The organism is Nonomuraea rosea, assembly GCF_039539705.1.
GTDB classification, from domain to species: Bacteria; Actinomycetota; Actinomycetes; order Streptosporangiales; family Streptosporangiaceae; genus Nonomuraea; species Nonomuraea rosea.
In genome coordinates this window covers 1-25,862 of sequence record NZ_BAABDQ010000072.1, presented here as the reverse complement: position 1 = coordinate 25,862, position 25,862 = coordinate 1, and the positions used below count along the sequence as shown (strand labels likewise).

At 71.5% G+C, this 25,862-nt stretch carries 28 protein-coding genes; 14 read left to right on the top strand and 14 right to left on the bottom strand.

Going from position 1 to position 25,862, the window contains the following annotated elements; translation table 11 throughout:
• The first annotated feature begins 115 nt into the window (after positions 1–115).
• The 8 genes from ABEA43_RS65320 to era all read left to right on the top strand — a co-directional run bounded on the left by ABEA43_RS65320 (position 116) and on the right by era (position 6,317).
• Positions 116–460 (top strand): histidine triad nucleotide-binding protein, encoded by a 345-nt coding sequence (locus ABEA43_RS65320; protein WP_425570745.1) that lies wholly within the window; start codon positions 116–118, stop codon positions 458–460.
• Between the two features lie 174 nt (positions 461–634).
• Positions 635–1,681, top strand: coding sequence for a PhoH family protein (locus ABEA43_RS65315; protein WP_345580196.1), 1,047 nt, complete (start codon positions 635–637; stop codon positions 1,679–1,681).
• Positions 1,671–2,147, top strand: coding sequence for an rRNA maturation RNase YbeY (gene ybeY, locus ABEA43_RS65310; protein ID WP_345580193.1), 477 nt, complete (start codon positions 1,671–1,673; stop codon positions 2,145–2,147). The genes ABEA43_RS65315 and ybeY overlap by 11 nt, the downstream gene beginning before the upstream one ends.
• The gene (locus ABEA43_RS65305) at positions 2,144–3,439 is read left to right on the top strand and encodes a hemolysin family protein (protein WP_345580190.1); all 1,296 of its coding nucleotides are present in this window, start codon (positions 2,144–2,146) and stop codon (positions 3,437–3,439) included. The genes ybeY and ABEA43_RS65305 overlap by 4 nt, the downstream gene beginning before the upstream one ends.
• 503 nt (positions 3,440–3,942) lie before the next feature.
• A complete protein-coding gene (locus tag ABEA43_RS65300; RefSeq protein ID WP_345580187.1) occupies positions 3,943–4,587 on the top strand; it encodes a hypothetical protein in 645 nt (214 codons plus the stop codon).
• A gap of 10 nt (positions 4,588–4,597) precedes the next feature.
• Positions 4,598–4,915 carry a cytidine deaminase gene (locus ABEA43_RS65295; protein WP_345580184.1) on the top strand — a complete coding sequence of 106 codons (318 nt, stop codon included), beginning with the start codon at positions 4,598–4,600 and terminating at the stop codon, positions 4,913–4,915.
• 1 nt (position 4,916) lies between these two features.
• Positions 4,917–5,393 carry an NUDIX domain-containing protein gene (locus ABEA43_RS65290; protein ID WP_345580181.1) on the top strand — a complete coding sequence of 159 codons (477 nt, stop codon included), beginning with the start codon at positions 4,917–4,919 and terminating at the stop codon, positions 5,391–5,393.
• Positions 5,394–5,402: 9 nt separating this feature from the next.
• Positions 5,403–6,317, top strand: a complete 915-nt coding sequence (gene era / locus ABEA43_RS65285; RefSeq protein WP_345580178.1) for a GTPase Era — start codon at positions 5,403–5,405, stop codon at positions 6,315–6,317.
• 39 nt (positions 6,318–6,356) lie between these two features.
• Here the strand turns inward: era and ABEA43_RS65280 are convergent, their stop codons facing one another.
• Genes ABEA43_RS65280 through ABEA43_RS65250 form a run of 7 tightly spaced genes read right to left on the bottom strand, consistent with a single transcriptional unit; the run spans position 6,357 to position 11,335 of the window.
• Positions 6,357–6,827 (bottom strand): hypothetical protein, encoded by a 471-nt coding sequence (locus ABEA43_RS65280; protein ID WP_345580175.1) that lies wholly within the window; start codon positions 6,825–6,827, stop codon positions 6,357–6,359.
• A 4-nt stretch (positions 6,828–6,831) separates the two neighbouring features.
• The gene (locus tag ABEA43_RS65275) at positions 6,832–7,614 is read right to left on the bottom strand and encodes an urease accessory protein UreD (protein ID WP_345580173.1); all 783 of its coding nucleotides are present in this window, start codon (positions 7,612–7,614) and stop codon (positions 6,832–6,834) included.
• The gene (gene ureG, locus ABEA43_RS65270) at positions 7,614–8,288 is read right to left on the bottom strand and encodes an urease accessory protein UreG (protein ID WP_345580170.1); all 675 of its coding nucleotides are present in this window, start codon (positions 8,286–8,288) and stop codon (positions 7,614–7,616) included. The genes ABEA43_RS65275 and ureG overlap by 1 nt, the downstream gene beginning before the upstream one ends.
• Positions 8,289–8,303: 15 nt before the next feature.
• Positions 8,304–9,014 carry an urease accessory protein UreF gene (locus tag ABEA43_RS65265; protein ID WP_345580167.1) on the bottom strand — a complete coding sequence of 237 codons (711 nt, stop codon included), beginning with the start codon at positions 9,012–9,014 and terminating at the stop codon, positions 8,304–8,306.
• Entirely contained in the window at positions 9,014–10,732 is a 1,719-nt protein-coding gene (locus tag ABEA43_RS65260) for an urease subunit alpha (RefSeq protein WP_345580164.1), read from the bottom strand. Before ABEA43_RS65260 ends, ABEA43_RS65265 begins: the two co-directional genes overlap by 1 nt.
• Complete coding sequence (locus ABEA43_RS65255; protein WP_345580161.1) at positions 10,725–11,036, bottom strand: urease subunit beta; 312 nt, start codon at positions 11,034–11,036, stop codon at positions 10,725–10,727. Before ABEA43_RS65255 ends, ABEA43_RS65260 begins: the two co-directional genes overlap by 8 nt.
• Entirely contained in the window at positions 11,033–11,335 is a 303-nt protein-coding gene (locus ABEA43_RS65250; RefSeq protein ID WP_345580158.1) for an urease subunit gamma, read from the bottom strand. Before ABEA43_RS65250 ends, ABEA43_RS65255 begins: the two co-directional genes overlap by 4 nt.
• Positions 11,336–11,533: 198 nt before the next feature.
• Here ABEA43_RS65250 and urtA point away from each other — a divergent pair, with 198 nt between their 5' ends.
• Genes urtA through urtE form a run of 5 tightly spaced genes read left to right on the top strand, consistent with a single transcriptional unit; the run spans position 11,534 to position 16,015 of the window.
• A complete protein-coding gene (urtA, locus tag ABEA43_RS65245; RefSeq protein WP_345580155.1) occupies positions 11,534–12,742 on the top strand; it encodes an urea ABC transporter substrate-binding protein in 1,209 nt (402 codons plus the stop codon).
• Entirely contained in the window at positions 12,742–13,590 is an 849-nt protein-coding gene (gene urtB / locus ABEA43_RS65240; protein ID WP_345580153.1) for an urea ABC transporter permease subunit UrtB, read from the top strand. The genes urtA and urtB overlap by 1 nt, the downstream gene beginning before the upstream one ends.
• Positions 13,587–14,615: an urea ABC transporter permease subunit UrtC gene (gene urtC / locus ABEA43_RS65235; RefSeq protein ID WP_345580150.1), complete on the top strand. Its 1,029-nt coding sequence runs from the start codon at positions 13,587–13,589 to the stop codon at positions 14,613–14,615. Before urtB ends, urtC begins: the two co-directional genes overlap by 4 nt.
• Entirely contained in the window at positions 14,599–15,348 is a 750-nt protein-coding gene (urtD, locus tag ABEA43_RS65230; RefSeq protein ID WP_345580147.1) for an urea ABC transporter ATP-binding protein UrtD, read from the top strand. The genes urtC and urtD overlap by 17 nt, the downstream gene beginning before the upstream one ends.
• A complete protein-coding gene (gene urtE, locus ABEA43_RS65225; protein ID WP_345580144.1) occupies positions 15,326–16,015 on the top strand; it encodes an urea ABC transporter ATP-binding subunit UrtE in 690 nt (229 codons plus the stop codon). Before urtD ends, urtE begins: the two co-directional genes overlap by 23 nt.
• Positions 16,016–16,080: 65 nt before the next feature.
• Here urtE and ABEA43_RS65220 read toward each other — a convergent pair whose 3' ends face one another.
• From ABEA43_RS65220 to ABEA43_RS65210, 3 genes are all read right to left on the bottom strand, one after another.
• A complete protein-coding gene (locus ABEA43_RS65220; protein WP_345580141.1) occupies positions 16,081–18,651 on the bottom strand; it encodes an AfsR/SARP family transcriptional regulator in 2,571 nt (856 codons plus the stop codon).
• Positions 18,652–18,955: 304 nt separating this feature from the next.
• Complete coding sequence (locus tag ABEA43_RS65215) at positions 18,956–19,522, bottom strand: hypothetical protein (RefSeq protein ID WP_345580138.1); 567 nt, start codon at positions 19,520–19,522, stop codon at positions 18,956–18,958.
• Positions 19,523–19,675: 153 nt separating this feature from the next.
• Positions 19,676–20,419: a Mut7-C RNAse domain-containing protein gene (locus tag ABEA43_RS65210; protein ID WP_345580135.1), complete on the bottom strand. Its 744-nt coding sequence runs from the start codon at positions 20,417–20,419 to the stop codon at positions 19,676–19,678.
• Between the two features lie 26 nt (positions 20,420–20,445).
• Between ABEA43_RS65210 and ABEA43_RS65205 the strand changes: the two genes are divergently transcribed.
• Entirely contained in the window at positions 20,446–21,354 is a 909-nt protein-coding gene (locus ABEA43_RS65205; RefSeq protein WP_345580132.1) for a TAXI family TRAP transporter solute-binding subunit, read from the top strand.
• Positions 21,355–21,367: 13 nt separating this feature from the next.
• On the opposite strand, the gene ABEA43_RS65200 is transcribed toward ABEA43_RS65205, so the two are convergent.
• The 4 genes from ABEA43_RS65200 to ABEA43_RS65185 all read right to left on the bottom strand — a co-directional run.
• Positions 21,368–22,693 carry a sensor histidine kinase gene (locus tag ABEA43_RS65200; RefSeq protein ID WP_345580129.1) on the bottom strand — a complete coding sequence of 442 codons (1,326 nt, stop codon included), beginning with the start codon at positions 22,691–22,693 and terminating at the stop codon, positions 21,368–21,370.
• On the bottom strand, positions 22,690–23,355 hold the full coding sequence (locus tag ABEA43_RS65195) for a response regulator transcription factor (protein WP_345580126.1): 666 nt from the start codon (positions 23,353–23,355) through the stop codon (positions 22,690–22,692). Before ABEA43_RS65195 ends, ABEA43_RS65200 begins: the two co-directional genes overlap by 4 nt.
• A 9-nt stretch (positions 23,356–23,364) precedes the next feature.
• Positions 23,365–24,678, bottom strand: coding sequence for an MFS transporter (locus ABEA43_RS65190; RefSeq protein WP_345580123.1), 1,314 nt, complete (start codon positions 24,676–24,678; stop codon positions 23,365–23,367).
• A gap of 120 nt (positions 24,679–24,798) precedes the next feature.
• Positions 24,799–25,862, bottom strand: a 1,064-nt coding sequence (locus ABEA43_RS65185; RefSeq protein ID WP_345580120.1) for a glycoside hydrolase family 6 protein, incomplete at its 5' end; no start/stop codon positions are given.

Sequence of the window (25,862 nt, the reverse complement as noted above, 5' to 3'; positions counted from 1 at the left end):
TTTTGCTGAAGTGTTGCACACCAACCCTAACTGCGTGGATCTTCCTGCGCACGACACAGCGGATTACCGATTCGCAACGGACGCCCGAACGATGACTCTCGGTAGGGTGGGCCGAGTGAGCGATTGCCTCTTCTGCAAAATCGTCGCCAAGGAGATTCCCGCCGAGATCGTTTACGAAACCGGCAGGACACTGGCGTTCCGCGACATCAACCCGCAGGCTCCCACCCACGTGCTGGTCATCCCGAAGGAGCACCACGCCGACGCCGCGGCCCTCGCCGAGGCCGACGACGGGCTCGCCGACGAGGTGCTCAAGGCCGCCCACGCGGTGGCCGTGCAGGAAGGGGTGGCGGAGGGCGGCTACCGGGTGGTGTTCAACACCGGGGCCGGGGCGGGCCAGACCGTCTTCCACGTACACGCCCACATCCTGGGCGGGCGCGGCCTGACCTGGCCGCCCGGATAGCAGGCGCAGATAGCCGGCGCGGCTGGGGCGCCCGGATAGCCGCAGGTCGGGGGCGTTATGGGGCCGATTGCCCGACGCGGTGATATTGACGCGAGCAATCGGCCTGGTCCCGGCTACGATGGGCGGAGAAGAACACCGCACGAGACCGGGAGGCATCAGGCCACTGGCCTGCCCATGTCCGAACTACACGAATCCCGACGCACGGCACCTCCCTCGCGCACTCAAGCCAAGGTGCTGATTCCGGACGAATACCCGATGGTCAGCCTCCTGGGCTCCCGTGACGAGCTGCTTCGCGTCATCGAGGGCGCCTTCAGGGCCGACATCCACGTACGGGGCAACGAGATCACCGTCACCGGCTCCCCCGACGAGAGCGGCGCCGTCGTGCGGCTCTTCGAGGAGCTGGTCGAAGTCCTGCGCAGCGGCGGCGAGCTCACCCCCGACGCCGTCGAGCGCAGCATCGCGATGCTCCGCATGACCTCCGACCGCCCCGCCGAGGTGCTCTCGCTGGACATCCTGTCCTCGCGCGGGCGCACGATCAGGCCGAAGACGGTCAACCAGAAGCGCTACGTCGACGCGATCGACCAGCACACGGTGGTGTTCGGCATCGGTCCCGCCGGCACCGGCAAGACCTATCTCGCGATGGCCAAGGCCGTGCGCGCGCTCCAGGAGAAGCGGGTCAACCGCATCATCCTGACCCGCCCGGCCGTCGAGGCCGGAGAGCGGCTGGGCTTCCTGCCCGGCACCCTCTACGAGAAGATCGACCCCTACCTGCGGCCGCTCTACGACGCGCTGCACGACATGGTCGACCCCGACTCGATCCCCAAGCTGATGGCCGCGGGCACGATCGAGGTCGCACCGCTGGCATATATGCGGGGTCGTACCCTTAATGACGCTTTCATCATCCTCGACGAGGCGCAAAACTCCTCGGCCGAGCAGATGAAGATGTTCCTCACGAGGCTCGGCTTCAACTCCAAGATCGTGGTGACCGGTGACGTGACGCAGGTGGACCTGCCCTCGGGCACGGTGAGCGGGCTGCGGGTGGTCCAGGACATCCTCGACGGCATCCCCGACATCCACTTCGCGCGCCTGTCCAGCGCCGATGTGGTCCGTCACAAGCTGGTGAGCGACATCGTGGACGCCTACGGGCGCTACGACGCGCTGCAGGAGCCCAAGCGGATCCAGCAGCGCAACAAGCGGCGGGTGAGCGACCGTGAGCATTGAGATCAACAACGAGTCCGGCGTCGGGGTGCAGGAGGAGCAGCTGACCGCCCTCGCCGAGCACGTGCTCGGCGAGCTGGGCATCAATCCCCTCGCCGAGCTGTCCATCGTGGTGGTGGACGAGGACGCGATGGCGGAGCTGCACGAGAAGTGGATGGGCGAGCCGGGGCCGACCGACGTGCTGGCGTTCCCGATGGACGAGCTGCGTCCTGGCGGCGGCGCGCGGGGCGACTCGGAGAGCCCCGCGGATCCCGCGCTGCTCGGTGACGTCGTGCTCTGCCCGCAGGTGGCGGCCAGGCAGGCCAAGGAGGCGGGCCACGACACCGCCGACGAGCTGGAGCTGCTGTGCACGCACGGCATCCTCCACCTGCTCGGTTACGACCACGCGGAGCCGGAGGAGCACAAGGAGATGTTCGGCCTGCAGGCCCGGCTCCTCGAGTCGTGGCAGGAGGTGCGCAACCCGCGGTGAACGCCTGGTTGCTGTCGGCCATCGCCCTAGTGATCATCGGTGGCCTGATCGCCAGTGCGGAGACGGCACTGACGCGCATCTCCCGGGTGCGCGCGGAGGAGTATGTCCGCGAGGGCAGACGCGGCGCCGTCCGGTTGCAGGCCATCGTGACCGACCCGCCGCGCTACCTCAATCTGCTCCTGCTGCTGAGGCTGAGCTGTGAGCTGATCGCCACGGTCATCGCGACGCTGTTGTTCATCGATCTCCTGCACGACCAGGGGTGGGCCTACGTCTGGGCCGCCTTCGTGATGATCCTGATCAGCTACGTCGTGGTCGGCGTCATGCCGCGGACGCTGGGCCGCCAGCACGCCGAGCCGGTGGCGCTGGCCGGCGCCCCCATCGTGTACGGCCTCACCCGCATCTTCGGCCCCCTGCCCAAGCTGCTCATCCTCCTGGGCAACGCCCTGACCCCCGGCAAGGGGTTCCGCGACGGCCCGTTCACCTCGGAGGCCGAGCTGCGCGACCTGGTCGACCTGGCCGAGGAGCGCAGGGTGATCGAGCCCGACGAGCGCGAGATGATCCACTCGGTCTTCGAGCTGGGTGACACCCTGGTGCGCGAGGTCATGGTGCCGCGCACGGACATGGTCTACATCGAGCGCGACAAGACGATCAGCCAGGCGCTGTCGCTCGCGCTGCGCAGCGGCTTCTCCCGGATCCCGGTCGTGGGCGAGAACGAGGACGACGTCGTCGGCATCGCCTACCTCAAGGACATCGCCCGCAAGATCCACGAGTCCGGCGAGGGCGGCGGCAAGGAGCCGGTCGAGACGATCATGCGCCCGGCCGCGTACGTGCCGGAGAGCAAGCCCATCGACCAGCTCATGCGGGAGATGCAGGCCAGGCAGATCCACATCGCCATCGTCATCGACGAATACGGCGGCACCGCCGGCCTGGTCACGATCGAGGACGTGCTGGAGGAGATCGTCGGCGAGATCACCGACGAGTACGACCAGGAGGCTCCGCGCGTGGAGTCCACGCCCGACGGCGGGCTGCGGGTGACGGCCCGCATGCCGGTCGACGAGCTGGCCGAGCTGTTCGACGCCGAGATCGAGGTGGACGACGTCGAGACGGTGGGCGGCCTGCTGGCGCACGCGCTGGGGCGGGTGCCGATCGCCGGTTCGCAGGCGGAGGTGGCCGGGCTGGAGCTCATCGCCGAGAGCCTGGCGGGCCGCCGCAACCGCATCAGCACCGTGGTCGTGCGGCGCATCACGCCTCCCGAGGGCGCGGCCGTGCCGGCCGCCGCGGAGCGGGACTGACCCGTCCGCCTGCCGGGACATATGCGGCTGACGGCCGTGCCTGTCTGCCGGGACATCTGCGGCTGATGGCCGTGCCTGTCTGCCGGGACATATGCGGCTGATGGCCGTGCCTGTCTGCCGGGGCAGCTGCGGCTGATGGCCGTGCACGCTTTCGGGACGTACGCGGTTGGAGACCGTACGTGCCTGCTGGGACATATGCGGCTGAAGGCCGCAAGCGTTCTACAAGTCTTCTGCAAGCTGCGTGCGGCAGTCTCATAACCACGACATCCAGTGCGGTGGGTGTCACAAGGAAGCGTCCGACCGCCGGGTGGGGTTCGCGGCGGACGGACGCTCCTGGGGGGAACGACGGTGTCTCAGTCGGCTCGGCCGACTGGGGCGCTGGTCGGCGTAAAGGGTGTTCTCGTCCGAAAAACCGGATGAGGGCACCCTTTTTGCGTATTGGTGGACACTCTGGTGGATTGCCGCTTTCGTCGGCCGGGGAGGCTGCGATCCAAGGGGGGATCATGAGAAGAAAACCGGGGGCGGGCACGCGCGCCATGGCCGGTGGACTGCTGGTCGTGGCCCTGGCGGGGTGTGGGGGAGAGGGGCCGGAGAGCCGCCTCGACCCGCAGGCCACGGCGTGGTTGCGCGAGGTGCTCAGCAAGGAGCCGCCGCTGCCTGAAGGCTTCACGGCCAGGCCGGAGCAGGCGTGGCGGGTGCCGTTCGGACAGGGTGACAGGAACTGCCGGGCGGTGCTGGAGCCCGCGGGCGGCCGGGCCCCCGGGGCGGCGCTGACCGCTCAGGCGGCCGTCAGCTATCACGGCGACGGGCTCGGCGAGCAGGCCGGGGTGGGGCTCGCCCGGTACGCGGGTGGTGCGGTGGAAGAGCGCCTCGACGACCTGGCCGAGGCCCTCGAATCGTGCCGCCAGGTGCGCACCTCCAGCGGCACCGATCTGCGGCTGCAGGAGCTGCCGGTCGAGGACGCGGGGGACGCGGCCGTGGGCGCGCGGTTGCGCGGACGGCTGAACGGCTACCCGTACGCGCTGGACGTCGTGCTGTCGCGGGTGGGCGACACGCTGGTCTCCGTGGTGCACACGGGCATGAACGAGGTGGACGCCACCCGCACGCGCAAGGTGGTCGACGCGGTCATCTCCATGACCAGCGCCTAACCTAGAGCCCGTGACTCTCGATCCTGAAGACAGCAAGATCATCACGTTGGCCCGGGCCGCCAGGGCGCGCAACGGCTCCGCCGAGGGCGCCGCCGTACGCGACGAGACCGGCCGTACCTACTCGGCGACGAACGTGGCGCTGGACGCGCTGACGCTGTCGGCGGTGCAGGTGGCGGTGGGCATGGCGATCTCCAGCGGCGCGCAGGCCCTGGAGGCCGTCGCGCTGGTGAGCGAGGGCGAGCCGAGCGCGGCCGACGCGGCCGTGGCCGCGGAGCTGGGCGTCAAGTCGCTGCTCGTGGCGGGTCCCGACGGCACGCTGAGGGGCTGACATGCCGATGTCGCCGTTCCTGGCCAGGGTGCGGGAGAAGATCGGCTCGGACCTGCTCGTGCTGCCGTCGGTGACCGGCTTCGTGTTCGACGACGACGGCCGGGCGCTGATGGCCAGGCACGGCGACGTAGGCCTGTGGGCGGCGCCCGGCGGCGGCGTCGACCCCGACGAGCGGCCGGAGGACGCCACGGTCAGGGAGCTGCGCGAGGAGCTCGGCATCGAGGTGCGGGTACGCGGCCTGATCGGCGTGTACGGCGGCCCGGAGTTCCGTGTCGTCTATCCGAACGGCCACCAGGTCTCCTACGTCATCGCGGCCCACGGCTGCGCGCTCGTCTCGGGCACGCCGGAGCCCGACGGCGAGGAGATCAACGACTACCGCTGGGTGACGGAGCAGGAGCTGACTGGGCTGCGCACGACCGCGTGGATGCCGCTGGTCGCGCCCGTGGCGTTCTCCTGGTGGCGTGACCAGGCCGGTTGATGGGACAGAATGCAGTATGTGACTTCGCCAGACAGCCATCGCGCCGGATTCGCCTGCTTCGTGGGGAGGCCGAACGTCGGCAAGTCCACGTTGATGAACGCCCTGGTCGGCACCAAAGTGGCGATCACGTCGTCCAAGCCGCAGACCACCAGACGCGTCATCAGGGGCATCGTGCACCGGCCCGACGCCCAGCTCATCATCGTCGACACCCCGGGGCTGCACCGCCCGCGCACGCTGCTCGGTGAGCGGCTCGACAGCCTGGTGCTGTCCACGCTGACGGAGGTCGACGCGATCGGCCTCTGCGTCCCGGCCAACGAGCCGATCGGCAAGGGCGACCGGTTCATCGCCGACAAGCTCGCGGCGGTCAAGAAGACGCCCGTCATCGCCGTGGTCACCAAGTGCGACCTGGCGAGCAAGGAGCAGATCGCCGGGCAGTTGCTGGCGGTGTCGCAGGTGGCGGAGTTCGCCGCGATCGTGCCGGTGTCCGCGCACGGGGGCGAGCAGCTCGACGTGCTGACGGACGTGCTGATCGAGCACATGCCCGCGTCGCCGCCACTCTACGAGGACGGCCAGCTCACCGACGAGCCCGAGCAGGTGCTGGTCGGCGAGCTGATCAGGGAGGCGGCGCTGGAGGGCGTGCGCGACGAGCTGCCCCACTCGATCGCCGTGGTGGTGGACGAGATGCTGGCCCGTGAGGGGCGCGACGACCTGCTGGACATCTACGCGCACCTGTTCGTGGAGCGGCCCTCGCAGAAGGCGATCGTCATCGGGCACAAGGGGGAGCGGCTGCGCGACGTGGGCACCAAGGCCCGCAAGCAGATCGAGGCGCTGCTCGGCACCCGCGTCTACCTGGACCTGCGGATCAGCGTGCTCAAGGACTGGCAGCGCGACCCCAAGCAGCTGCGCAGGCTGGGCTTCGACTGAGCTTTCTTCGACTGACGCGCCCGGAAGAGCGACAGGGCGTCAGGCGCGGCGGACGAGCGCCAGCACGCCCAGCACGACGACGGCCACCGAGCTGGCCAGCGCGGCGAACCAGCCGAACCTGATCACCGGCTCGACCGACAGCAGGTTGCCCAGGTCGATGGTGAACCGGTCCTGGATGCCGCTCCCCTCGGTCACGAACAGCACCAGGGCCAGCACGCCGGCGGCCCCCGGCAGGACGGCCAGGGCGGCCAGCCGCGGATGGGCGAGCGCGCCGATCAGGCCGCAGGCCAGCGCCACCAGCCCGGCGATCAGCGTGTAGACGCCGAACGCGTCGTCCACGCCGCGCACGCTGCTGGCCACCGCGCCGCCGATGATCGAGCTCCTGGCCTCGAGACCGGCCCACGGAAGGATCGCGCAGACGGTCAGGAGGGCTCCGGCGACGCCGACGGAGATCGCGTTGCCGCGGCGGGTCGACGGACGGGCGGGCGCGGGCTGGAGGTAATCGGCCACACGATCACTGTAAGCCGGAGGCGGGCCCGTCACCACCGTACGCAACGGAGTCGTCACCATCGACGGCCGTCCGCTCACCCCATTCCAGCCGCCCGCGCAGCTCGACCGCGTCGGCGGCCAGCGCGGAGACCAGCGTGCCGCCCTCGGCCAGCGGCAGGACGGCGACGCCCGGCGCGACCGCCGGCCCTTTGGCGGGCGTGGTGAGGAACGTGGTGCCGACGCAGCGGGCCGTCCCGTAGACGGCGGAGGAGGCGTCGATCGCCGGGTCGCCGACGGTGAACTCCTGCCTGAGCAGCGGGCGGCCGTCGCGGGTGACGTCGAAGCGGGCATGGCAGCGGCCGGACTCCTCGTCGTACCGGCCGAAGACGATCTCCTCGCGCCAGAAAACGGCGGCGTCGCCCTCCAGCGTGAGGCGTACCAGGAGGCGGTGGCGACAGCCGGCGGCGAGGACCGTCGGCTCCGGGCTGAAGCGCAGCGTGGCCCCGGCGCCGACCCTCGCGGTGACCAGCATCTCGGACTCGCCGTCGCCGGGCAGGACCAGCGTGCTCGCCACCGAGCCCAGCTCCAGGGTGGTGCGGGGGGCGAGGTCCAGGTCCAGCGCCAGCCGGTCGCCGCCGAGCGGGCCCGCCGCGGTGGAGACGAGGTGGACGGTGTGCGGGCCCGTCTGGCGCAGCGTCAGCGGGGGCGCGGAGGCCAGGCGGGGGAAGACGGTCCGGCCGTCCGCCGACAGCGCGGTCGCCACGGCGGCGCGGGCCCGCATCGCCCGCCGCGCGGCCTCGCCGGGCATCAGGAGACGGGGGCGGCGTGAGCGTGAGCCCAGGCGGACACCTGCGCGGACACCCAGGTGGCGATGGTGTCCGCGGCCGGTTCCTGCCTGATCGAGGTGAACTGGACGGGCCTGCCGCCGCGTACGGCCGCCGCGTCCCTGGCCATCACGCCCAGGTCGGCGCCCACCAGCGGAGCCAGGTCCGTCTTGTTGATCACCAGGAGGTCGGCCGTGGTGACGCCGGGGCCGCCCTTGCGCGGCACCTTGTCGCCGCCCGACACGTCCAGGACGAAGATCTGCCGGTCCGCCAGGCCCCTGCTGAACGTGGCCGTCAGGTTGTCGCCGCCGCTCTCCACGATCACCAGGTCCAGCGGGCCGAAGCGGTGCTCCAGGGTCTCGACGGCGTCCAGGTTCGCGGCGATGTCGTCGCGGATGGCGGTGTGGGGGCAGCAGCCGGTCTCGACGGCGAGGATGCGCTCCTCGTCGAGCACGCCCGCCCGGCGCAGGAAGTCGGCGTCCTCGGTGGTGTAGATGTCGTTCGTCACCACGCCGAGCGAGAGCGTCGGGCCCAGCGTCCTGCACAGCGCGGCGACCAGGGCCGTCTTGCCGCTGCCCACGGGCCCGCCCACGCCGAGCCGCAGCGCACGGCCACGGCCGTCGGGGGCGTGGTGGTGGTCGTCATGGTTGGCGCCCATGGAGGAGGTCCTTTCCTAGGAGACGAAGAGCCTGAGCTCGGCACGTGTGTGCAGCTCGGCCAGGAGATCGAGGGCGGGGGCCGAGTACGCGGGCAGCGCCGCCCACGCGGCCTCCTGCGCGAAGGGGAGGCCGGGCTCGGGACAGGTGCCGGTGGCGGCCAGTCCGGCCTCCGCGGCCACCGCCGTGAGCTCGGGGGTCAGCTTGGCCAGCAGCGCGTGCACGGCGACCGGGTCCAGCCCGAGCAGCCGGACCGCGGCCGTGGCCGGGCCGCTGATCGCGTGGTAGGCCGCCGCCATGGCGGCCTCCTCCGGCGTGGCGCCCGCCGCGTGCGCCGCCGCCCCAAGCGCGAGCGGGTGATGCGGATCGGGTACGGCCCGCGCGACCTCGTCCAGCACGGGCGACGGCCAGATCCGGCGGGCGACCCGGAGGAGCAGCCTGCCCTGCGTCCTGGAGGCCGTGCGCTGGGCGGGAGCGGCGGTCCTGGCGTCGACCTCGGCGTCGAGCCGTCCCCACGCCACCGCCGGATGGGCGGACGCGGCGCAGGCGGCGGCCGTCAGGGCGGCGGTGACCGTGCCCGTGGTGCGCAGGCGGCCGCGCAGGAAGCCGGCGAGCGAGCGCACGTCGTGCACCGCCCCCGACGTGATGGCCTGTTCGGTGCCGCCCGAGTGGGCGTGGCCGCCGGCCGGGAGGCGGGAGTCGGTGAGGAGGAGCAGGGCGGCGTTCATCAGAAGAGGAAGTAGCGCTGGGCCAGGGGCAGGACGGTCGCGGGGGCGGGCTCGATGAGCTCGCCGTCGACCCGGACCTCGAACGTGTCGGGCGCCACCTCGATCCTGGGCAGGGCGTCGTTGAGCGGCATCGAGGATTTTCCGCGCCGGCGTACGTCCGCCACCCCGGTCAGGCGGCGGCGCACGGCCAGCCGGTCGGCGAGCCCCGACTCCAGGGCGAGGGGCGAGACGAAGTGCAGCGAGGTGGCCGCGGCGGTGACCGGGGACGCCCCGAACATCGGGCGGGGCAGCACCGGCTGCGGCGTCGGGATGGAGGCGTTGGCGTCGCCCATCTGGGCCCAGGCCACGACGCCGCCCTTGAGCACCAGGTCCGGCTTGACCCCGAAGAACGCCGGGTCCCAGAGGACGAGGTCGGCGAGCTTGCCGCGTTCGACGGAGCCGACCTCGGCGTCCAGCCCGTGGGCGATAGCCGGGCAGATCGTATATTTCGCGATATAGCGGCGGGCGCGGAAGTTGTCCGCGGGACCGTCGCCCAGCGTGCCGCGCCGGCCCTTCATCACGTGCGCCGTCTGCCACGTCCGGATGATCGTCTCGCCGATCCGGCCCATGGCCTGGGAGTCCGAGCCGATCATCGAGATCGCCCCGAGGTCGTGCAGCACGTCCTCGGCCGCCATCGTCGTGGGCCTGATGCGCGACTCGGCGAAGGCCAGGTCCTCGGGGATCGACGGGTTGAGGTGGTGGCAGACCATCAGCATGTCGAGGTGCTCGTCGAGCGTGTTGACGGTGTGCGGGCGGGTGGGGTTGGTGGAGGAGGGGAGCACGTTCGGGTAGGAGGCCACCCGGATGATGTCGGGCGCGTGCCCGCCGCCCGCCCCCTCGGTGTGGTACGCGTGGATCATCCGATCCCCGATGGCCTGGAGCGTCGACTCCACGAACCCGGCCTCGTTGAGCGTGTCCGTGTGGATCGTCACCTGCACGCCCGAGGCGTCGGCCACGCTCAGGCAGGCGTCGATGGCGGCGGGCGTCGTGCCCCAGTCCTCGTGCAGCTTGAAGCCGGAGGCGCCGGCCTTGAGCTGTTCGAGCAGGCCGTCGGTGCTGACCGTGTTGCCCTTGCCGAGCAGCGCGAAGTTGATCGGGTAGGAGTCGAGCGACTCCAGCATCCTGCCGAGGTACCAGGCCCCGGTGACGGTCGTGGCCTTGGTGCCCTCGACGGGCCCGGTGCCGCCCCCGACGATCGTGGTGACGCCGGACCCGATGGCCTCGTCGAGGATCTGCGGGCAGATCAGGTGGACGTGCGAGTCGACGGCCCCCGCGGTGAGGATCTTGCCGTTGCCCGCGAGGATCTCCGTGGACGGCCCGATGACCAGGTCCACGCCGTCCATCGTGTCGGGGTTGCCGGCCTTGCCGATGGCGTAGATGCGGCCGTCGCGGATGCCCACGTCGGCCTTGACCACGCCCCAGTGGTCGAGGATCACCGCGCCGGTGATGACCAGGTCGGCCGCGCCCTCCGCGCGGGTGGCCCGCGCCTGGCCCATGGACTCGCGGATCACCTTGCCGCCGCCGAACACGGACTCGTCGCCGGGCCCGGACGGGCCTATCGACAGGTCCTCGGTGACCTCCACGAACAGGTCGGTGTCGGCCAGCCTGATCCGGTCGCCCGTGGTGGGGCCGTAGAGCGCCGCGTACCGGGCGCGTGAGATCCGGGCTCCGTCAGCCATCGAGCGGCCCCGCCCACTCCGGGCGCAGGCCCGGCACCACCCGGTTGCCCGCGATCGGCACCAGCGTCACGTCGCGCTCCACGCCGGGCTCGAACCTGACCGCGGTCCCGGCCGGCACGTCGAGCCGCATCCCCCAGGCCGCCTTCCTGTCGAACTCCAGGCCGGGGTTGGCGGCCGCGAAGTGGTAGTGGGAGCCCACCTGCACGGGCCGGTCGGCCGTGTTGACCACCCGCACGCTCACCCGCTCACGCCCCGGGTTGAGCGCCAGCGACCCCTCGGGGTGGATGTACTCGCCCGGGATCACGGGATCGGCCTGTGTACGGTGACCAGCTTCGTGCCGTCGGGGAACGTGGCCTCGATCTGCACGCTCTCCAGCATCTCCGGCACGCCCTCCATGACGTCGGTCCGGCCGAGCACCGCCCGCCCCGCCTCCATCAGGTCGGCCACGGTGCGCCCGTCCCTGGCGCCCTCCATGAGGAACGACGCGATGATGGCGGTAGCCTCGGGGTGGTTGAGCCGTAGTCCTCTCGACTGCCGCTCGCGCGCCACCCCGGCGGCGACGTGGATGAGCAGCCGCTCCTGCTCGTGTGAGGTAAGCCGCATGGCCGGACCCTAGGAACCGGCCGTTTCCAGGCTGTTGCCACGGCATGTCGTGTTGGTTTCGCACTCCGATGAACCGCCACATGTCGGATTAAGTGCACTTGTGAACGTTTGGCAATCGCGTCTTAACGTCCGGGATCTCCCGGTGAAATCGCGCGGAGTCACCTTTCTCGCAGAACCGGTCTGCAGGAAGGAACCGCCGTGCGCATCCCCCGTACGCTCGTCTCCGGAGCGCTCCTGTTAGCACTCGCGGCCTGCGGATCCGACGCCGGGCCTGCGGCCTCATCGAACGAGATCAAGGTCGGCCTCCTCCACTCGCTCAGCGGCACCATGGCGATCAGCGAGGTCACCGTACGCGACGCCGAGCTGCTCGCCATCGAGGAGATCAACAAGGCCGGCGGCGTGCTGGGCAAGCAGCTGGTCCCGGTGGTGGAGGACGGCGCCTCCGACTGGCCGACGTTCGCCGAGAAGGCCACCAAGCTGATCAGGCAGGACAAGGTCGCCACCGTCTTCGGCGGCTGGACCTCGGCCAGCAGGAAGGCGATGCTGCCCGTCTTCGAGCGCTACAAGGCGCTGCTCTGGTATCCGGTGCAGTACGAGGGGCTGGAGAGCTCGCCGTACATCTTCTACACCGGCGCCACCACCAACCAGCAGATCATCCCCGGCCTCGACTATCTCAAGGAGCAGGGCAAGAAGAAGGTCTTCCTGGTCGGCAGCGACTACGTCTTCCCGCGCACCGCGAACAAGATCATCAAGGCGTACGCGGCGGCGAACGGGATGGAGGTGCTCGGCGAGGAGTACACCCCGCTGGGCCACACCGAATACTCCACCCTGGTCAACAAGGTCGTGCAGGCCAAGCCGGACGCCGTGTTCAACACCCTCAACGGCGACAGCAACGTCGCCTTCTTCAAGCAGCTCAAGAGCGCGGGAGTCAGCGCAGAGAGCATGCCGGTCCTGTCGGTCAGCGTCGCCGAGGAGGAGGTCACCGGCATCGGCGTGGACAACATCGTCGGCCAGCCGGTCGCCTGGAACTACTACCAGACCACCGAGACGCCGGCCAACGACGCGTTCGTCAAGGCGTACAAGGCCAAGTACGGCCAGAACAAGGTCACCAGCGACCCCATGGAAGCCGGTTACAACGCCGTCTACCTGTGGGCCGAGGCGGTCAAGAAGGCGAACTCGACCGAGGTCGAGGCCGTCAAGAAGGCCGCGGGCGGCATCGCGCTCGAACGTCCCGAAGGGCTCGTCACCATCGACGGCGAGAACCAGCACATGTACAAGACCGCCCGCATCGGCATCATCCAGCCGGACGGCCTGATCAAGCAGGTCTGGGACTCGGGCAAGCCGATCAAGCCCGACCCGTTCCTCAAGGGCTACCCGTGGGCGGCCGGCCTGGCTGCGGGTCAGTGATGTCCGCCTTCGTCAACCAGCTTCCCATCGGGCTCTCGATCGGGGCGGTGCTGCTGCTGATCGCGCTCGGGCTGACGTTCACGTTCGGTCAGATGGGCGTGATCAACATGGCGCACGGAGAGTTCATCATGGCGGGGGCGTACACCGCGTTCCTGATGCAGGACCTGGTGCTGGCGCTGCCGGTGGCGTTCGTGGTCGCCGGGGTCATGGGGCTGATCCTGGAGCGGGCCGCCATCCGGCACTTCTACGGCAGGCCGCTGGACACGCTGCTGCTCACCTGGGGCGTGAGCCTGGTGCTGCAGCAGCTCGCCCGCGACCTGTTCGGGGCGCCCAACGTGCAGGTGCCCGCGCCCTCCTGGCTGTCGGGAGCGGTGGGGATCCTGCCGTACAACCGGCTGTTCATCATGGCGCTCGCGATCGCCGGTGTGGTCGCGGTGTGGCTGTACCTGACCAGGACCGGGTTCGGCCGCAGGACGCAGGCGGTGGTGCAGAACCGGCAGCTCGCCGCGACCAGCGGCATCGACACCGGCCGGGTGGACATGCTGACCTTCTTCATCGGGTCGGGGCTGGCGGGCGTGGCCGGGGTGGCGCTGACGCTCATCGGGCCCGTCGGGCCGGCGCTCGGCACGTACTACATCGTGGACGCGTTCCTGGTCGTCGTGGCGGGCGGGCTCGGGCAGCTGCGCGGGGCGGTGCTGGCCGCGATCGCGCTGGGCCTGCTGAACTCCTACGCCGAGTTCTGGTCCGACGCCTCGCTGGCGAAGGTGATCGTCTTCGCCGTCATCATCGCGTTCCTGCAGGTACGGCCGCAGGGGATGTTCGTGCTGAGGTCGAGGGTGCTCACATGATCAAAAGACATCTCCCGTTCGCGGCCGTGGCCGTGCTCGCGCTGGTGGTGGCCCCGCTGCTGCTGGAGCCGTTCCGGCTGGGGCTGCTGGCGAAGTACCTGTGCTACGCCATCGTCGCGCTCGGGATCGGGCTGGTGTGGGGCAAGGGCGGCATGCTCACGCTCGGCCAGGGCGTCTTCTTCGGGCTCGGCGGCTACTCCATGGCCATGTACCTCAAGCTGGCCGAGGGCGGCGGGCTGCCCGACTTCATGGTGTGGAGCGGGGTGGAGAAGCTGCCCGCGCTGTGGATGCCCTTCGCCAACCCCGTCTTCGCCGTCACGATGGCGGTCCTGGGGCCGGTGGCGCTCGCGCTGATCCTCGGCACGCTGGTCTTCAGGCAGCGCGTACGCGGCGCGTACTTCGCCATCCTCACCCAGGCCCTGGCCGCCGCCATGGTCATCCTGCTGGTCGGCCAGCAGGGCCTGACCGGCGGCACCAACGGCATGACGAACTTCTTCGAGCTGTTCGGCCAGGACCTCGCCGAGGACTCCACGCAGCGAGGGCTCTACATCGTGGTCGCCGTGGTGCTCGGCGTCCTCTACCTCGCCACCCGGCAGCTCGTGAACAGCAGGTACGGCAGGCTCCTCGTCGCGGTCAGGGACGGCGAGGACCGGGTGCGCTTCCTCGGATACGACCCGGCCCTGGTCAAGACCGTCACCTTCGCCGCGTCGGCGGGCATGGCGGGGCTGGCGGGGGCGCTGTTCGTGCCGGTCGTCGGCATCATCTCCCCCGCCCTGCTCGGCGTCGTGCCCTCGCTGGAGCTGGTCGTCGCCGTGGCCGTGGGCGGACGGCACGTGCTGGCGGGGGCCGTGCTCGGCGCGGTCGTCATGGGCTACGCCAAGACGGCGTTCAGCGAGCAGTTCGCCGACGGCTGGCTCTACCTTCAGGGCGCGCTGTTCATCCTGGTCATGACGCTGGCGCCGAAGGGGATCGCCGGCATCGCGAGAGGTCTGGCGGAGAGGGTGCGCAGTGCTCGAACTACGTGACGTACAGGTGGTGTTCGACGGGTTCCGCGCGCTCGACGGCGTCGATCTGACCGTGCCGGAGGGCGAGCTGCGCTTCCTGATCGGCCCCAACGGCGCGGGCAAGACCACGCTGATCGACGTGATCACGGGCCTGACCAAGCCGGCCGCGGGCAGCGTGCGGTTCGGCGGCCACGACCTGGTGGGCAGGAAGGAGCACCAGATCGTCCGGCTCGGCGTCGGCCGCACGTTCCAGACCTCGGTCGTGTTCGAGGAGCTGACCGTGGTCGAGAACCTGGATCTCGCGGCCAGCTTCCGCAAGCCCCTGTGGTCGCTGACCAGGCGGCGCAAGGGCGTCACCGAGGCCGTCGAGGAGGCCCTGGCCAGGACCGGGCTCGAAGAGCTCGCCGAGCGTTCAGCGGGTGTTCTCTCCCACGGCCAGCGCCAGTGGCTCGAGATCGGGATGCTGCTGGCGCAGCGGCCACGGCTGCTCCTCCTGGACGAGCCGGTGGCCGGCATGTCGAAGGACGAGCGGGAGCGGACCGGGGAGCTGCTCACCCAGATCGCCGCGGACCACACGGTGATCGTGGTGGAGCACGACATGGAGTTCCTGCGCCGGCACGCCTCGAAGGTGACGGTGCTGCACGAGGGCAAGGTGCTCGTGGAGGGGTCGGTGGACCAGGTCAGCGGCGACCCGCGGGTGCAGGAGGTCTATCTGGGGAGGAGACCCAGCGATGCTGTCAGTGAGCGGCCTTGAATCGGGGTACGGGCGGGCGCGCGTCCTGTTCGGCGTCTCGCTGGAGGTCGAGCCGGGCCAGCTGGTGTGCGTCATGGGCCGCAACGGCGTCGGCAAGACCACCCTGCTCAACACCGTGATGGGCGTGCTGCCCGCGACGGCGGGCACGGTCACGTTCGACGGGCGCGACGTGACCAGGCTGAAACCGCACGAGCGGGTGCGCCTCGGCATGGGCTACGTCCCGCAGGGCCACCAGTGCTTCCCGCAGCTCTCCGTCATGGGCAACCTGCTCGTGACCCTGGAGGCGGCCAAGGGCCAGCGGTCGGCCATCGACGAGGCGCTGGAGGTCTTCCCCGCGCTCAAGCCGCTGCTCAAGCGGAGCGCCGGGCACCTGTCGGGCGGTCAGCAGCAGCAGCTCGCCATGGCCCGTGCCCTGGTGACCAAGCCGAGGATGCTCATACTCGACGAGCCGACCGAGGGCATCCAGCCCTCGATCATCCTGGAGATCGAGGCGGCCATCGAGCGGCTGCACGCCTCCGGGCTGGCCGTGCTGCTCGTGGAGCAGTATCTGGACATCGCGCTGCGGCTGGCCGACACGTTCGTCATCCTCGACGGCGGGCACGTCGTGCGTACCGGGGCCGCCGAGGAGCTGCACCGCGACGACGTACGGCGGCTGCTGGCGGTCTGAGCCGGGCGGCGGCCCGCTCAGCTCAGCGCCAGGCGGCCCGTTCAGCTCAGCGCCAGGCGGCCCGTTCAGCTCAGCGCCAGGAGGGCGCGGGCGTTCGCGCCGCCCTGGCGGTCGCCGGTCGCCTCGAAGACCTCCAGCGCCGCGGCGGCCAGCTCGCGGGCCCGCTCGGTCGCGCCCTCGGCCCTGTTCACCTTGGCCAGGGTGAGCAGGGCCTGCGCGTCGAGCAGCCGGTCGCCCAGGCGTACGGCGATGCCCCTGGCCCGCTCGGCGGCGGCCCTGGCGTCAGCCTTGGCGGCCTGCGACAGGTAGACGGCCGACAGCTCCAGCAGCGTGTCCGCCTGCCGGTGCCGGTCGCCCAGCACCGCCAGGTGCTCGACGGCCGCCAGCAGCCGCGTCACGGCCTCGTCGAGCCGGCCCGCGCGGCGCAGCACCGTGCCGAGCACCCGCTCGGCGTCGGCGGCGTCCCGCTGGTTGCCGGCGCTCTCCAGGCAGGCCAGCAGGGCGCGCTCGGCCTCCTCCAGGCGCCCCCGCTCCAGGTGCACGCGGCCGAGCCGGCGCCTGGTGTGGTTGACGTCGCGGGCCCGGCCCTGCCGCAGGAACATGGCCAGCGCCAGCCGCAGCCGCTCGTGCGCCACATCCCACTCCCGCTCGGCCAGGTGCAGGTCTCCCTGGTCCAGCAGGACGAGCGCCTCGCCCCGGTCGTCGGCCGCCCGCCGCGTCGACTCCAGCGCCGCCCCCGTGACGGCCCGCCAGTCGTCCAGGAACCGGTGGCGCTCCAGATACGGCCCCAGCAGGTGCGCGAGCCGCCAGCAGGCGTCGTCCAGCCCGGCCGCGTTCAGGTCGGCGACCAGGCTGACCAGGAACGCCCGCTCGGCCGCCAGCCACTCGACGGACTCCCTGATGTCCCTGGTGGCCACGGCCGTGGCCGGATCGCCCGACACCAGCGAGAACCGCGAGGCCTGCACCCTGGCCAGCACCACTTCCGACAGCCGCGCCAGCACGCCGGGCACCGGCTGCTCACGGGCGAACAGCCGGGTCAGATCGTGCAGCCGGTAGCGAACCTGGCCCGCCACGTCCACGCCGTGCGTCTCCAGCAGCCCGGCGTCCACCAGTGCCTCCGCGTGGCCGCCGAGCCGCTCGGTCACCCAGTCGGCGAAGTCGGGCGCGGACAGCGCGCCGAGCCCGCGCAGCGTCAGCTGGGCCGGCTCGGCCAGCCCGTCGAAGCCGATGGCGAACACGCTGCGCACCGCCTGATCGCCCGAGTGCAGCCCGTCGAGCCGCTCGTGCTCGTCCTCCAGCAGGCCGACCAGGTAGTCGACGGTCCACTCCGGCCTGGCCGCCAGCCGGGACCCGGCGATGCGCAGCGCGATCGGCAGCCCGCCGCAGAAGCGCGCCAGCCTGCGCAGCGCGTCGTCCGCCGACCGGCCCGAGCTCCTGACGAGCAGCTCCAGCGCGTCGCCGTCGTCGAGCACGCCCACCGACAGCCGCCGCGCGCCGGGCAGGCCGCCGAGGGAGGACCGGCTGGTCACGACCGTCGGGCAGGAGGTCAGCAGCGGCCGCACCTGCGCCTCGCCCGCCGCGTTGTCCAGCAGCACCAGCAGCCTGCGGTTGGCCGCGTAAGTGCGGAACAGCCGCTCACGCTGCTCCAGTGAGGCCGGGATCGCCTGGGCCGGGCAGCCCAGCCAGCGCAGGAAGTCCTCCAGCACCGCCGCGGCCGCCGTCGTCTCGCGTAAGTCCGCGTACAGGATGCCGTCGGGGAAGTCGTCACGGTGCCGCCAGGCGGCGTGCACGGCCAGCGCCGACTTGCCCGCGCCCGCCTGGCCGTGCACCACGGCCAGGCCGCCGACCACCCGGTCGCGCAGGCCGGCGCGGCCGGTGAAGTCGGCCACGTCGGGCGGCAGCAGCACCGGAGGGCCCGCAGAGACGTGCAGGGAGACGTCGTCGTGCAGCATGCGGTGGTAGAGGAGCTGCAGCTCGGGGTCGGGCTCGATGGCGTGCCCGCCGTCGAGCTGGTCGCGCAGCACCGCGTACGCCGCCAGCGCGTCCACCCGGCGCCCGCTGCGGTAGAGGGCCAGCATGTACTGGCCCCTGAAGCGCTGCCAGAGCGGATGCTGCTTGGTCAGCCGCCGCAGCTCGGCCAGCAGCTCCCGGTGGCGGCCCGCGTCGAGGTCGGCCTGCACGCGGCGCTCCAGCGCCAGCAGGCGCAGCTCCTGCAGCTCCTCGCGCAGCCGCCGGGTCTCCAGCCACCGCTCGCCCTCGGGGTCGACGTCCTCCAGGGCCTCGCCGCGCCACAGCGCCAGCGCCTCCTCGTAGAACTCACGGTCCACCAGCAGCCTGAACCGGTCGACGTCGAGCTGGCCGTCGCCGAGGCTCAGCACGTACGAGCCGGAGACAGTGGTGATCACGTCCTTGCCGACGAGCTGGCGGAGCCGGCCGACGTAGCCGCGGACGAGGGAGTCGGAGCGGTCGCCGCCCTCGCGGGGCCACAGCAGCTTGCGCAGCCGCTCGACCGGCATGGGACGCCCCGCGTTCATCAGGAGCATGGCGAGCAGGTCGCGATGCTTGGGCACGGTCGGCGTGCGATCGCGGCCCTCGCCGTCGCGAACCTCGAGCGGCCCCATGATGCGAAATTCCACGCGACCTTCCTTCGAGGAGGAGACGTCGATCAGAATGGCATACTTGATGGCTGCGCTCACTCCCTCCGGCCCGCATCGGCTGGGCCGCACGCTGGCCGTCTCGCCCATGGACGCCAGGCTGCCGCCGGCCCCGGGCTCGGGCGGCTGCTGGGCGACTACGCCTTCAGTCCCGACGGCTCCCAGGCGGCCTTCTCCGGGCCTGACCGGCTCTCGCTCTGGGACGGGCGTCCGCTCACCGCGGGTGAGTGGGCCCGCCACCTGCCCCTAGGCTGTCCCTATGCTCCGAGCCGTGCTGGGCCGGTGTTCAGCAGTCGTCCGGCGCGTCTTCGCGCTGGACCTCGACGGAGGGCGCCGCGCCTTCGTGCGGCGGCATCGCGGAGGCGATCAGCAGGGGATCGTCCGCGGTGCCGTGGATCCGCTCCAGGAAGTCGGTCCACGCGGTCTGGACGGTGAGCGCGGTGATCGAGTACCACTGCCCGGCCATCCTGGGATCCTCGCCTTCGAGTGAGACGGGCACGTCCCACTGGCCGGAGGGGCGGACGGTGTCGACCCGGTAGAAGCGCGTCTGTTTCGTGCGCGGCACGCCGGTCGTGCGACGCACCGCGACCAGCAGGGTGGTGCCCTCCGGGAGGGCGGCGGTGCCTCTGACCATGGGGCAGGCCGGTGCGGTGGCTCCCGGGCCTGTCGCGGGCGCGGTGATGGCGAGACTCGGCGCGTTCTCCCTGCCCTGGGCCTGGCTGATCTTCACCACGAGGCTCGGCAGGCCCAGCGTCGTGGTCATGCCGACGACGGCCGTCGCCCACTTCCTCCTGGCGCTCCAGACGCGTGGAGCGGACCCGGCGCCATTGTCGGGCTTCTGGTTCTTGGCCATTTATGGTAAATCCCCCAATCTGGGGCGAATCTCCCTGTAACTTCGCGGGGTATCCCGGCGTATTCGGGCGTTGTTTGTTGACACAACTCATACCCTCGGCGACTCATATAACCCCTGGTGAGAGGGTGTATTGAGATCAACTTTACGGTCTTTCTAGAAGACGGGACTCGCGGTATCAGTCCAGAGTCGAGCCGACCGTACGATTTCTTCGAGATGGTCGCTGTGCGCGCCGTGCCAGTACACCTGGCCGCAGTCGCCGCACCGGCCGTAGGCGTCGTAGCTGCGCCGGGTGCCCGCCTCCAGCAGCGGCTCCACGTCGGCCTTGGACGCGGGCACGAGCTCGCCGTTGCACGCCGTGCAGCGCGTCCACGGGCGCAGCGGGGGAGAGAAGCGTTCGAGCAGGTCGCGGAGCTGGTCGGCGGGCTGGGAGCCGCGGACGTACGCGCCCAGCCACAGGGCGCGGCGGCGCAGCAGGCCGCGGTCCTGGGTGAGCAGCACCCGCCGCTCCTCGTTGGCCTGCACGACCAGCGCGGGGTCGTCCATGTCGTTGTGGTAGGCGGCGTCGATGCCGAGCAGCCGCAGCCGCCGCGCGAGCGTGCCCAGGTGGACGTCCAGCAGGAAGCGCGGCTCCGCGGGCAGCTGCTGGGGCCTCGGCACCGGATGGATCTCCACCACGTCGCCCGGCGTGAGCTGGTAGGAGGGCCCCACGCCGGTGCCGTGCACGATCATCGGGCCCACCTCGGTCAGCGGGATGCCGATCGACTCGACGTGGTGGCCCAGCGTCGAGATGCCGTTCGGGGTCACCTCATGCCATTCCGTGCGGCGGCTCGCCGGCAGGAACATCGTCAGCTCTGAGGCGATGCGCAGGCGTGCGTCCTGTTCGGTCACGATGTCCATTCTGGTGGACCGGATACCGTGAATTCATGCCGATATCCCGCCGTGCGTTCTTGGGAGCCTCGCTCGGGCTCGCGGCCGGGTGCTCGGGCTCCGGCGGCGGGCCTCAGGAGTTGCGGCTGGCCACGGGGCTGGCCGGCGGGCCGTACGGCGCGCTCGGGGACCGCCTCGCCGAGGAACTGCGCCGCGAGGGGGTCGGCGTGCGGGTGCTGCGCACCGCCGCCAGCGTCCAGAACCTGACCATGATGACCGACGGCCGCGCCGACGCCGGGTTCTCGCTGGCCGACAGCGCCGACGACGCCGTCCGCGTGCGCCACCAGGCGGTCTCCGCGCTGGCCAGGGTGTACATGAACTACGTCCACCTGGTCGTCCGCGCGGACGCGCGGATCGCCTCCGTCCAGGAGCTGGCCGGGCGCGCGGTGTCGCTCGGCGTGGAGGGCTCGGGTACGGCGGTGACCGCGGCCCGCGTGCTGGCCGCCGCCGGGCTGGACCGGCCGCCGCAGGTCGTCAGGCTGAACCTGGACGCGTCGATCGAGGCGTTGCGCGGCGGCCGGATCGAGGCGTTCTTCTGGTCGGGCGGGGTGCCCACGCCCGCGCTCGCCACGCTGGACGACATCCGGCTCGTGCCGCTGGAGTCGCTGGTGCCGGTGCTGCGCCGCGGGTTCGGCCCCGTGTACGAGCACGCGTCCGTCCCCTCGGGCGCGTACGGCGCCACGAGGCCCGTCGCGACCGTGGGCACCCCCAGCTATCTGATGTGCCGGACCAGCCTCCCCGACGACCTGGCCCACACCATCACCGAGACCCTCTTCCGCGCCCGCGACCGCCTCCAGGCCCCGTCGGCGCCCGGCGGTCGCCTCGACGAGCGCTACGCCATCGGCACCGGCGTCGTCCCCCTCCACCCCGGCGCCGCCCGCTACTACCGGTCCGTGTACGGCTGACCTACCTGTCCTGCTACGGCTGGTTCAGGCGGAGCTCCACGATCAGCCCGTGCGGCGCGGCGGGCAGCAGCCGCAGGCCGGCCCCGCACCCCTTGGCCAGCTCGGCCGCGATCGCCAGGCCCAGCCCGCTGCCCGGCACGTTCGCGTGCGCCCCGGAGCGCCAGAACCGGCCCAGCGCCTCGGCCCGCTCCTCCTCGCCCAGCCCCGGCCCGTCGTCGGCCACCCGCAGCACCCCGTCCAGCAGGGTCACGGCCACCGTGCCGCCCGCGGGCACGAACTTCTGGGCGTTGTCGAGCGCGATGTCGGCGATCCTGGCCGCCGCCTCGGGAACCTCTGAAATTTCCGGAACGTCCACCTGCAACCGCACCCCCTTGGCCGCGTACACCTCCCGCCACACCCCCAGCCGCGGCCCCAGCGCGACGGCCTTGCCCGCGACCCCCGCCCCCGCCTCCACCTTGGCCAGCGCCAGCAGGTCGGCCACCAGCAACGTCAGCCGGTCCAGCTCCGCCAGCGCCTCCTCGAACTCGGGCGTGCCCTCGGCCCGCAGATGCGGCTCCAGGTTCTCCAGCCGCAGCCCGAGCACCGTGAGCGGGGTGCGCAGCTCGTGCGAGGCGTCGGCCACGAACGCCCGCTGCCGCTCCATCGCGCCCGAGACCGCGTCGGCCATCGCGTTGAAGCGCTCCTCCAGCCGCCGCAGCTCGGACGGCCCCGCGCCCGGATGCGCCCGCGCGTCCAGGTGGCCCTGCGCGATGGCCTGGGTGGTGCGGTCCAGCTCGGTGACGGGCCGCAGGATCCAGCGGGCCAGCCGCCTGGCCGCCAGCGCGGAGTAGCCCAGCGCGACCAGCGCGCCGAGCGCCAGGGCGCCCCACACCAGCGACACGTCCAGCCTGGCCTGGTCGGCGGGCGCCTCCAGCAGCACCACGCCGGACAGCTGCGCGTCCCTGCCCGCCGGCTCGGCCAGCAGCACCGTGGCCGGGCCGAACGGGCTGATCGTGGGCAGGTCCTCGGTCGTCCGCCCGGCCAGCGCGAGGCGGACGGCGTCCCGGTCGTCGGCCTCGAAGCGGCCCGCCGTGGCGAGGACCGACCCGTCGCGATCGCGTACGCGGACGGCGGCCCCGTACAGCTCGGCGTACCGGGTGATCTCGGCGATCAGGTTCGTGCGGTCGTCCTCCCGCGCCGCCTGGTCGGCCAGCTCCGCGAACCGGGTCGCGTCCGCGCGGCGGTCGAGGAGCAGCCGGTTCGTCCGGTGGGAGGCGTAGGCGAGCCCGAGCGGCACGGCCAGCGCCGCGATCAGGAAGACGATCAACGTGGTGAACGTGACCACCAGCCGGGAGTTCACGCCGTCGAGCCCAGCCGGTAGCCGGTGCCGCGCAACGTCTCCACCAGCCCGGGGCGGCCGGTCTTCGAGCGCAGGTTCGCCACGTGGACGTCGAGCGAGCGGGACGCCGACAGCAGCGGGTCACCCCAGACCTCGTCGAGGATCTCCTCCCTGCCGCGCACCACGCCCGGCTCGCGCGCCAGCAGCGCGAGCAGGTCGAACTCGCGCCTGGTCAGCGTCACCGGCTCGCCCGCCACCGTGACCTGACGGCACCCCAGGTCGATGTGGACGTCCCCGACGCTCACCACGTCGTCGCGCGGCGGCCTGGGCCGGGTGCCGCGCCGCACCACCGCCTCCATGCGGGCCATCAGCTCGACCGTGCGGAACGGCTTGATCAGATAGTCGTCCGCCCCCGAACGCAGCCCGCGCAGCACCTCCCGCTCCTCCGTACGGGCCGTGACCACGATCAGCGGCACCGCCGACACCCGGCGCAGGCGGCGCAGCACGTCGAGCCCGTCCATGTCGGGCAGTCCGAGGTCGAGCAGGACGAAGTCGGCGCCCCCCGCCAGGCGGAGGGCGTCGACGGCCAGCCCCGCCCGGGTGACCTGATGGCCGTGCCGGGCGAGGGCCGTGGTGAGCGCGGAGGCGAGCCGATCGTCGTCCTCGACCAGCAGAACTCGCATATGTCCAGGTTAGACGCGAGTCGGGACCGAGTCCTGCGTGCCCTGCTCGGCACGGGAGAGCGCCGCGTCCCTCGTCTCACGCATGGTCAGGTAGACGATGAGCGACACCGCGGCGCAGCCGGAGACGTACCAGAAGAAGCCGGACTCGATGCCGCTGTCCTTGAACCACAGCGCCACGTACTCGGCGGTGCCGCCGAACAGGGCGTTCGCGATCGCGTAGGGGAGGGCGACGCCGAGCGCGCGCACGTGCGTGGGGAAGAGCTCGGCCTTCACCACGGCGTTGATCGAGGTGTATCCGGTGATGATGATCAGGCCGGTGAGCGAGAGCACCAGCGCCCCGCCGAACCCGGTCGCGCCGCCCAGCGCCGTCATCAGCGGCACCGTGCCCAGCATCGACCCGACCCCGAACGTGATCAGCAGCGGCCTGCGCCCGATCCGGTCCGAGAGCGCCCCGGCCAGCGGCTGCAGGCACATGAAGATGAACAGCGCGCAGAAGCTGACCAGCGTGGCGGTCTCCTTGGCCAGGCCGGCCGTGTTCGACAGGTATTTGGTGAGATAGGTGGTGTAGGTGTAGTACGCGACGGTGCCGCCCATGGTGAGGGCGATGACCAGCAGCGCCTCCTTCTTGTGGGCGAGCAGGCCCTTGATCGTGCCCCGCTGGCCGCCCTCGTCCTCGCGCTCCTCCTCGCCGTACGCCTCCGTCTCCAGCAGGCTGCGGCGCAGGTAGAACACGACCGCCGCGGCCAGGGCGCCGACGACGAACGGGATGCGCCAGCCGTAGGAGCTCAGGGCCTCCTTGGACATCGAGTTCTGCAGGATGATCTGCAGGCCCAGGCCGACGAGCTGGCCGGCGGTCATGGAGACGTACTGGAAGCTGGAGGCGAAGCCGCGGCGGCCGCGCGGGGTGGCCTCGGTGAGGTACGTGGCGCTGGCCGCGTACTCGCCGCCGACGGACAGGCCCTGCAGCAGGCGCGCGACCACCAGCACCAGGGCGCCGAAGTAGCCGACCGACTCGTACGTCGGCGCGATCGCGATCAGCAGCGCGCTGGCCGACATCAGCGTGACGGTCAGCGTGAGCGCCGCCTTGCGGCCCTTCCTGTCGGCGTAGCGGCCGAGCAGCCAGCCGCCGAGCGGGCGCATGAAGAAGCCGACGGCGAAGATGGCCGCGGTGTTGAGCAGCTTCGCCGTGTCGTTCCCCTCAGGGAAGAAGGAAGCGGCGAAATAGACGGCGAAACTGCTGTAGACGAACCAGTCATACCACTCGACCAGATTGCCGACAGAACCGCCGACCACTGCCTTCCACGGCACGCGTGCCTTGCTCACGATGAACCTCCTGGGGGGAGTAGTTGCAGGCCAGAGCCTCTCCGCAGAAGGTTGTTCGGACAAGGGCAGCGGGGTCAGATCTAACGTCCGCTTAACATGAGGTCTTACGCGGGCTTAACCTCAGCGCAACGGGGGGTTGGCATTCTTCGCCCGCTCCAGCGCCAGGTCGCCCCACCACAGACCGGCCTCGGGGGAGGCCACGCCGCGCTCGGGATCCTGCTCGCCGTCCGTGCCGCGCCGGCACCTGCCGCTGGAGGTGCCCGCCCTGGCGATCCACAGGTAGGCGTCGGCCAGCTCCTCGCCCGTCTCGGTCGTCGGCCGGTCGCCGACGCCCCTGCCCGGCGGGTTGCACCACGTCTGGGGGTCGGCGTAGTGCTTCGCCGGGGCCCAGGAGCCCTGGCCGTTCCTGCTGGTGTCCACGACGAAGTGCGGCATCGTGGCGGCGTCGACCGTGGTGTCCGCGGGGCAGCCCTTCTTGCCGGTCGAGAGCTGGATGCCGATGCAGGCCGACAGCGCCTTGCCGTACGCGACGGCCTTCGCCGTGCGCTGGTAGCCGGCGGTGTTGACGAAGAAGCCGTCGGCCCGGTCGACCCCGGCGCCGATGAGCCGCTCGGCCATGACGGCGGTGCCCGGCCAGAGGTCCTGGCTGCCGTCGAGGTAGACGGCGGTGGCGGGATTGGCCTTGAGCGTCTGTACGGCCTGGCGCAGGTCCTTGTAGCGCTGGTCCGGCGAGCCCTGCAGGTCGCAGTCCTTGGTGCCGGGGATCTTCACCAGGGTGGCGGGCTCCAGGATGACCACAGCCCTGGCCTGGCCGATCTGGCCGGCGATGCCCTTGATCCACTCCTGGTACGCGGCCATGCCGGCCGCACCGACCTTCTGGCAGTCGCTGCCGGGCATGTAGTTGATCAGGAACACGGGGACGCCGCCGGCCTGCTCCGCCGCCGTGATCGTGGTGTCCACCTTGGCCCTGACCTCGGGCTCGTTCAGCCGGACGGCATGGGGGACGGCGGCCAGCTTGCGCATGAGCGCGGCGTCGGCCGGGCGGTCCGCCGCCCACTCGGCCGCCTGGCGGCTGGCGCCGGGCTCTTCGGGGGCGTAGAAGGTCATGTCGCCCTGGGCTCTGAGGGGGTTCTGGCGGGTGGTGCTCGTGGGGGAGTTTGTGGTTGTTTGGGCGCTGGTGGGGG

Excerpts from the sequence above, each read along its gene's own strand:
- ABEA43_RS65315 (WP_345580196.1), top strand. The coding sequence starts at position 635 with ATGTCCGAACTACACGAATCCCGACGCACGGCACCTCCCTCGCGCACT.
- ABEA43_RS65300 (WP_345580187.1), top strand. The coding sequence starts at position 3,943 with ATGAGAAGAAAACCGGGGGCGGGCACGCGCGCCATGGCCGGTGGACTG.
- ABEA43_RS65290 (WP_345580181.1), top strand. The coding sequence starts at position 4,917 with ATGCCGATGTCGCCGTTCCTGGCCAGGGTGCGGGAGAAGATCGGCTCG.
- era (WP_345580178.1), top strand. The coding sequence starts at position 5,403 with ATGCAGTATGTGACTTCGCCAGACAGCCATCGCGCCGGATTCGCCTGC.
- ABEA43_RS65275 (WP_345580173.1), bottom strand. The coding sequence starts at position 7,614 with ATGCCCGGCGAGGCCGCGCGGCGGGCGATGCGGGCCCGCGCCGCCGTG.
- ureG (WP_345580170.1), bottom strand. The coding sequence starts at position 8,288 with ATGGGCGCCAACCATGACGACCACCACCACGCCCCCGACGGCCGTGGC.
- ABEA43_RS65265 (WP_345580167.1), bottom strand. The coding sequence starts at position 9,014 with ATGAACGCCGCCCTGCTCCTCCTCACCGACTCCCGCCTCCCGGCCGGC.
- ABEA43_RS65260 (WP_345580164.1), bottom strand. The coding sequence starts at position 10,732 with ATGGCTGACGGAGCCCGGATCTCACGCGCCCGGTACGCGGCGCTCTAC.
- ABEA43_RS65250 (WP_345580158.1), bottom strand. The coding sequence starts at position 11,335 with ATGCGGCTTACCTCACACGAGCAGGAGCGGCTGCTCATCCACGTCGCC.
- urtB (WP_345580153.1), top strand. The coding sequence starts at position 12,742 with ATGTCCGCCTTCGTCAACCAGCTTCCCATCGGGCTCTCGATCGGGGCG.
- urtC (WP_345580150.1), top strand. The coding sequence starts at position 13,587 with ATGATCAAAAGACATCTCCCGTTCGCGGCCGTGGCCGTGCTCGCGCTG.
- urtE (WP_345580144.1), top strand. The coding sequence starts at position 15,326 with ATGCTGTCAGTGAGCGGCCTTGAATCGGGGTACGGGCGGGCGCGCGTC.
- ABEA43_RS65215 (WP_345580138.1), bottom strand. The coding sequence starts at position 19,522 with ATGGCCAAGAACCAGAAGCCCGACAATGGCGCCGGGTCCGCTCCACGC.
- ABEA43_RS65210 (WP_345580135.1), bottom strand. The coding sequence starts at position 20,419 with ATGGACATCGTGACCGAACAGGACGCACGCCTGCGCATCGCCTCAGAG.
- ABEA43_RS65205 (WP_345580132.1), top strand. The coding sequence starts at position 20,446 with ATGCCGATATCCCGCCGTGCGTTCTTGGGAGCCTCGCTCGGGCTCGCG.
- ABEA43_RS65195 (WP_345580126.1), bottom strand. The coding sequence starts at position 23,355 with ATGCGAGTTCTGCTGGTCGAGGACGACGATCGGCTCGCCTCCGCGCTC.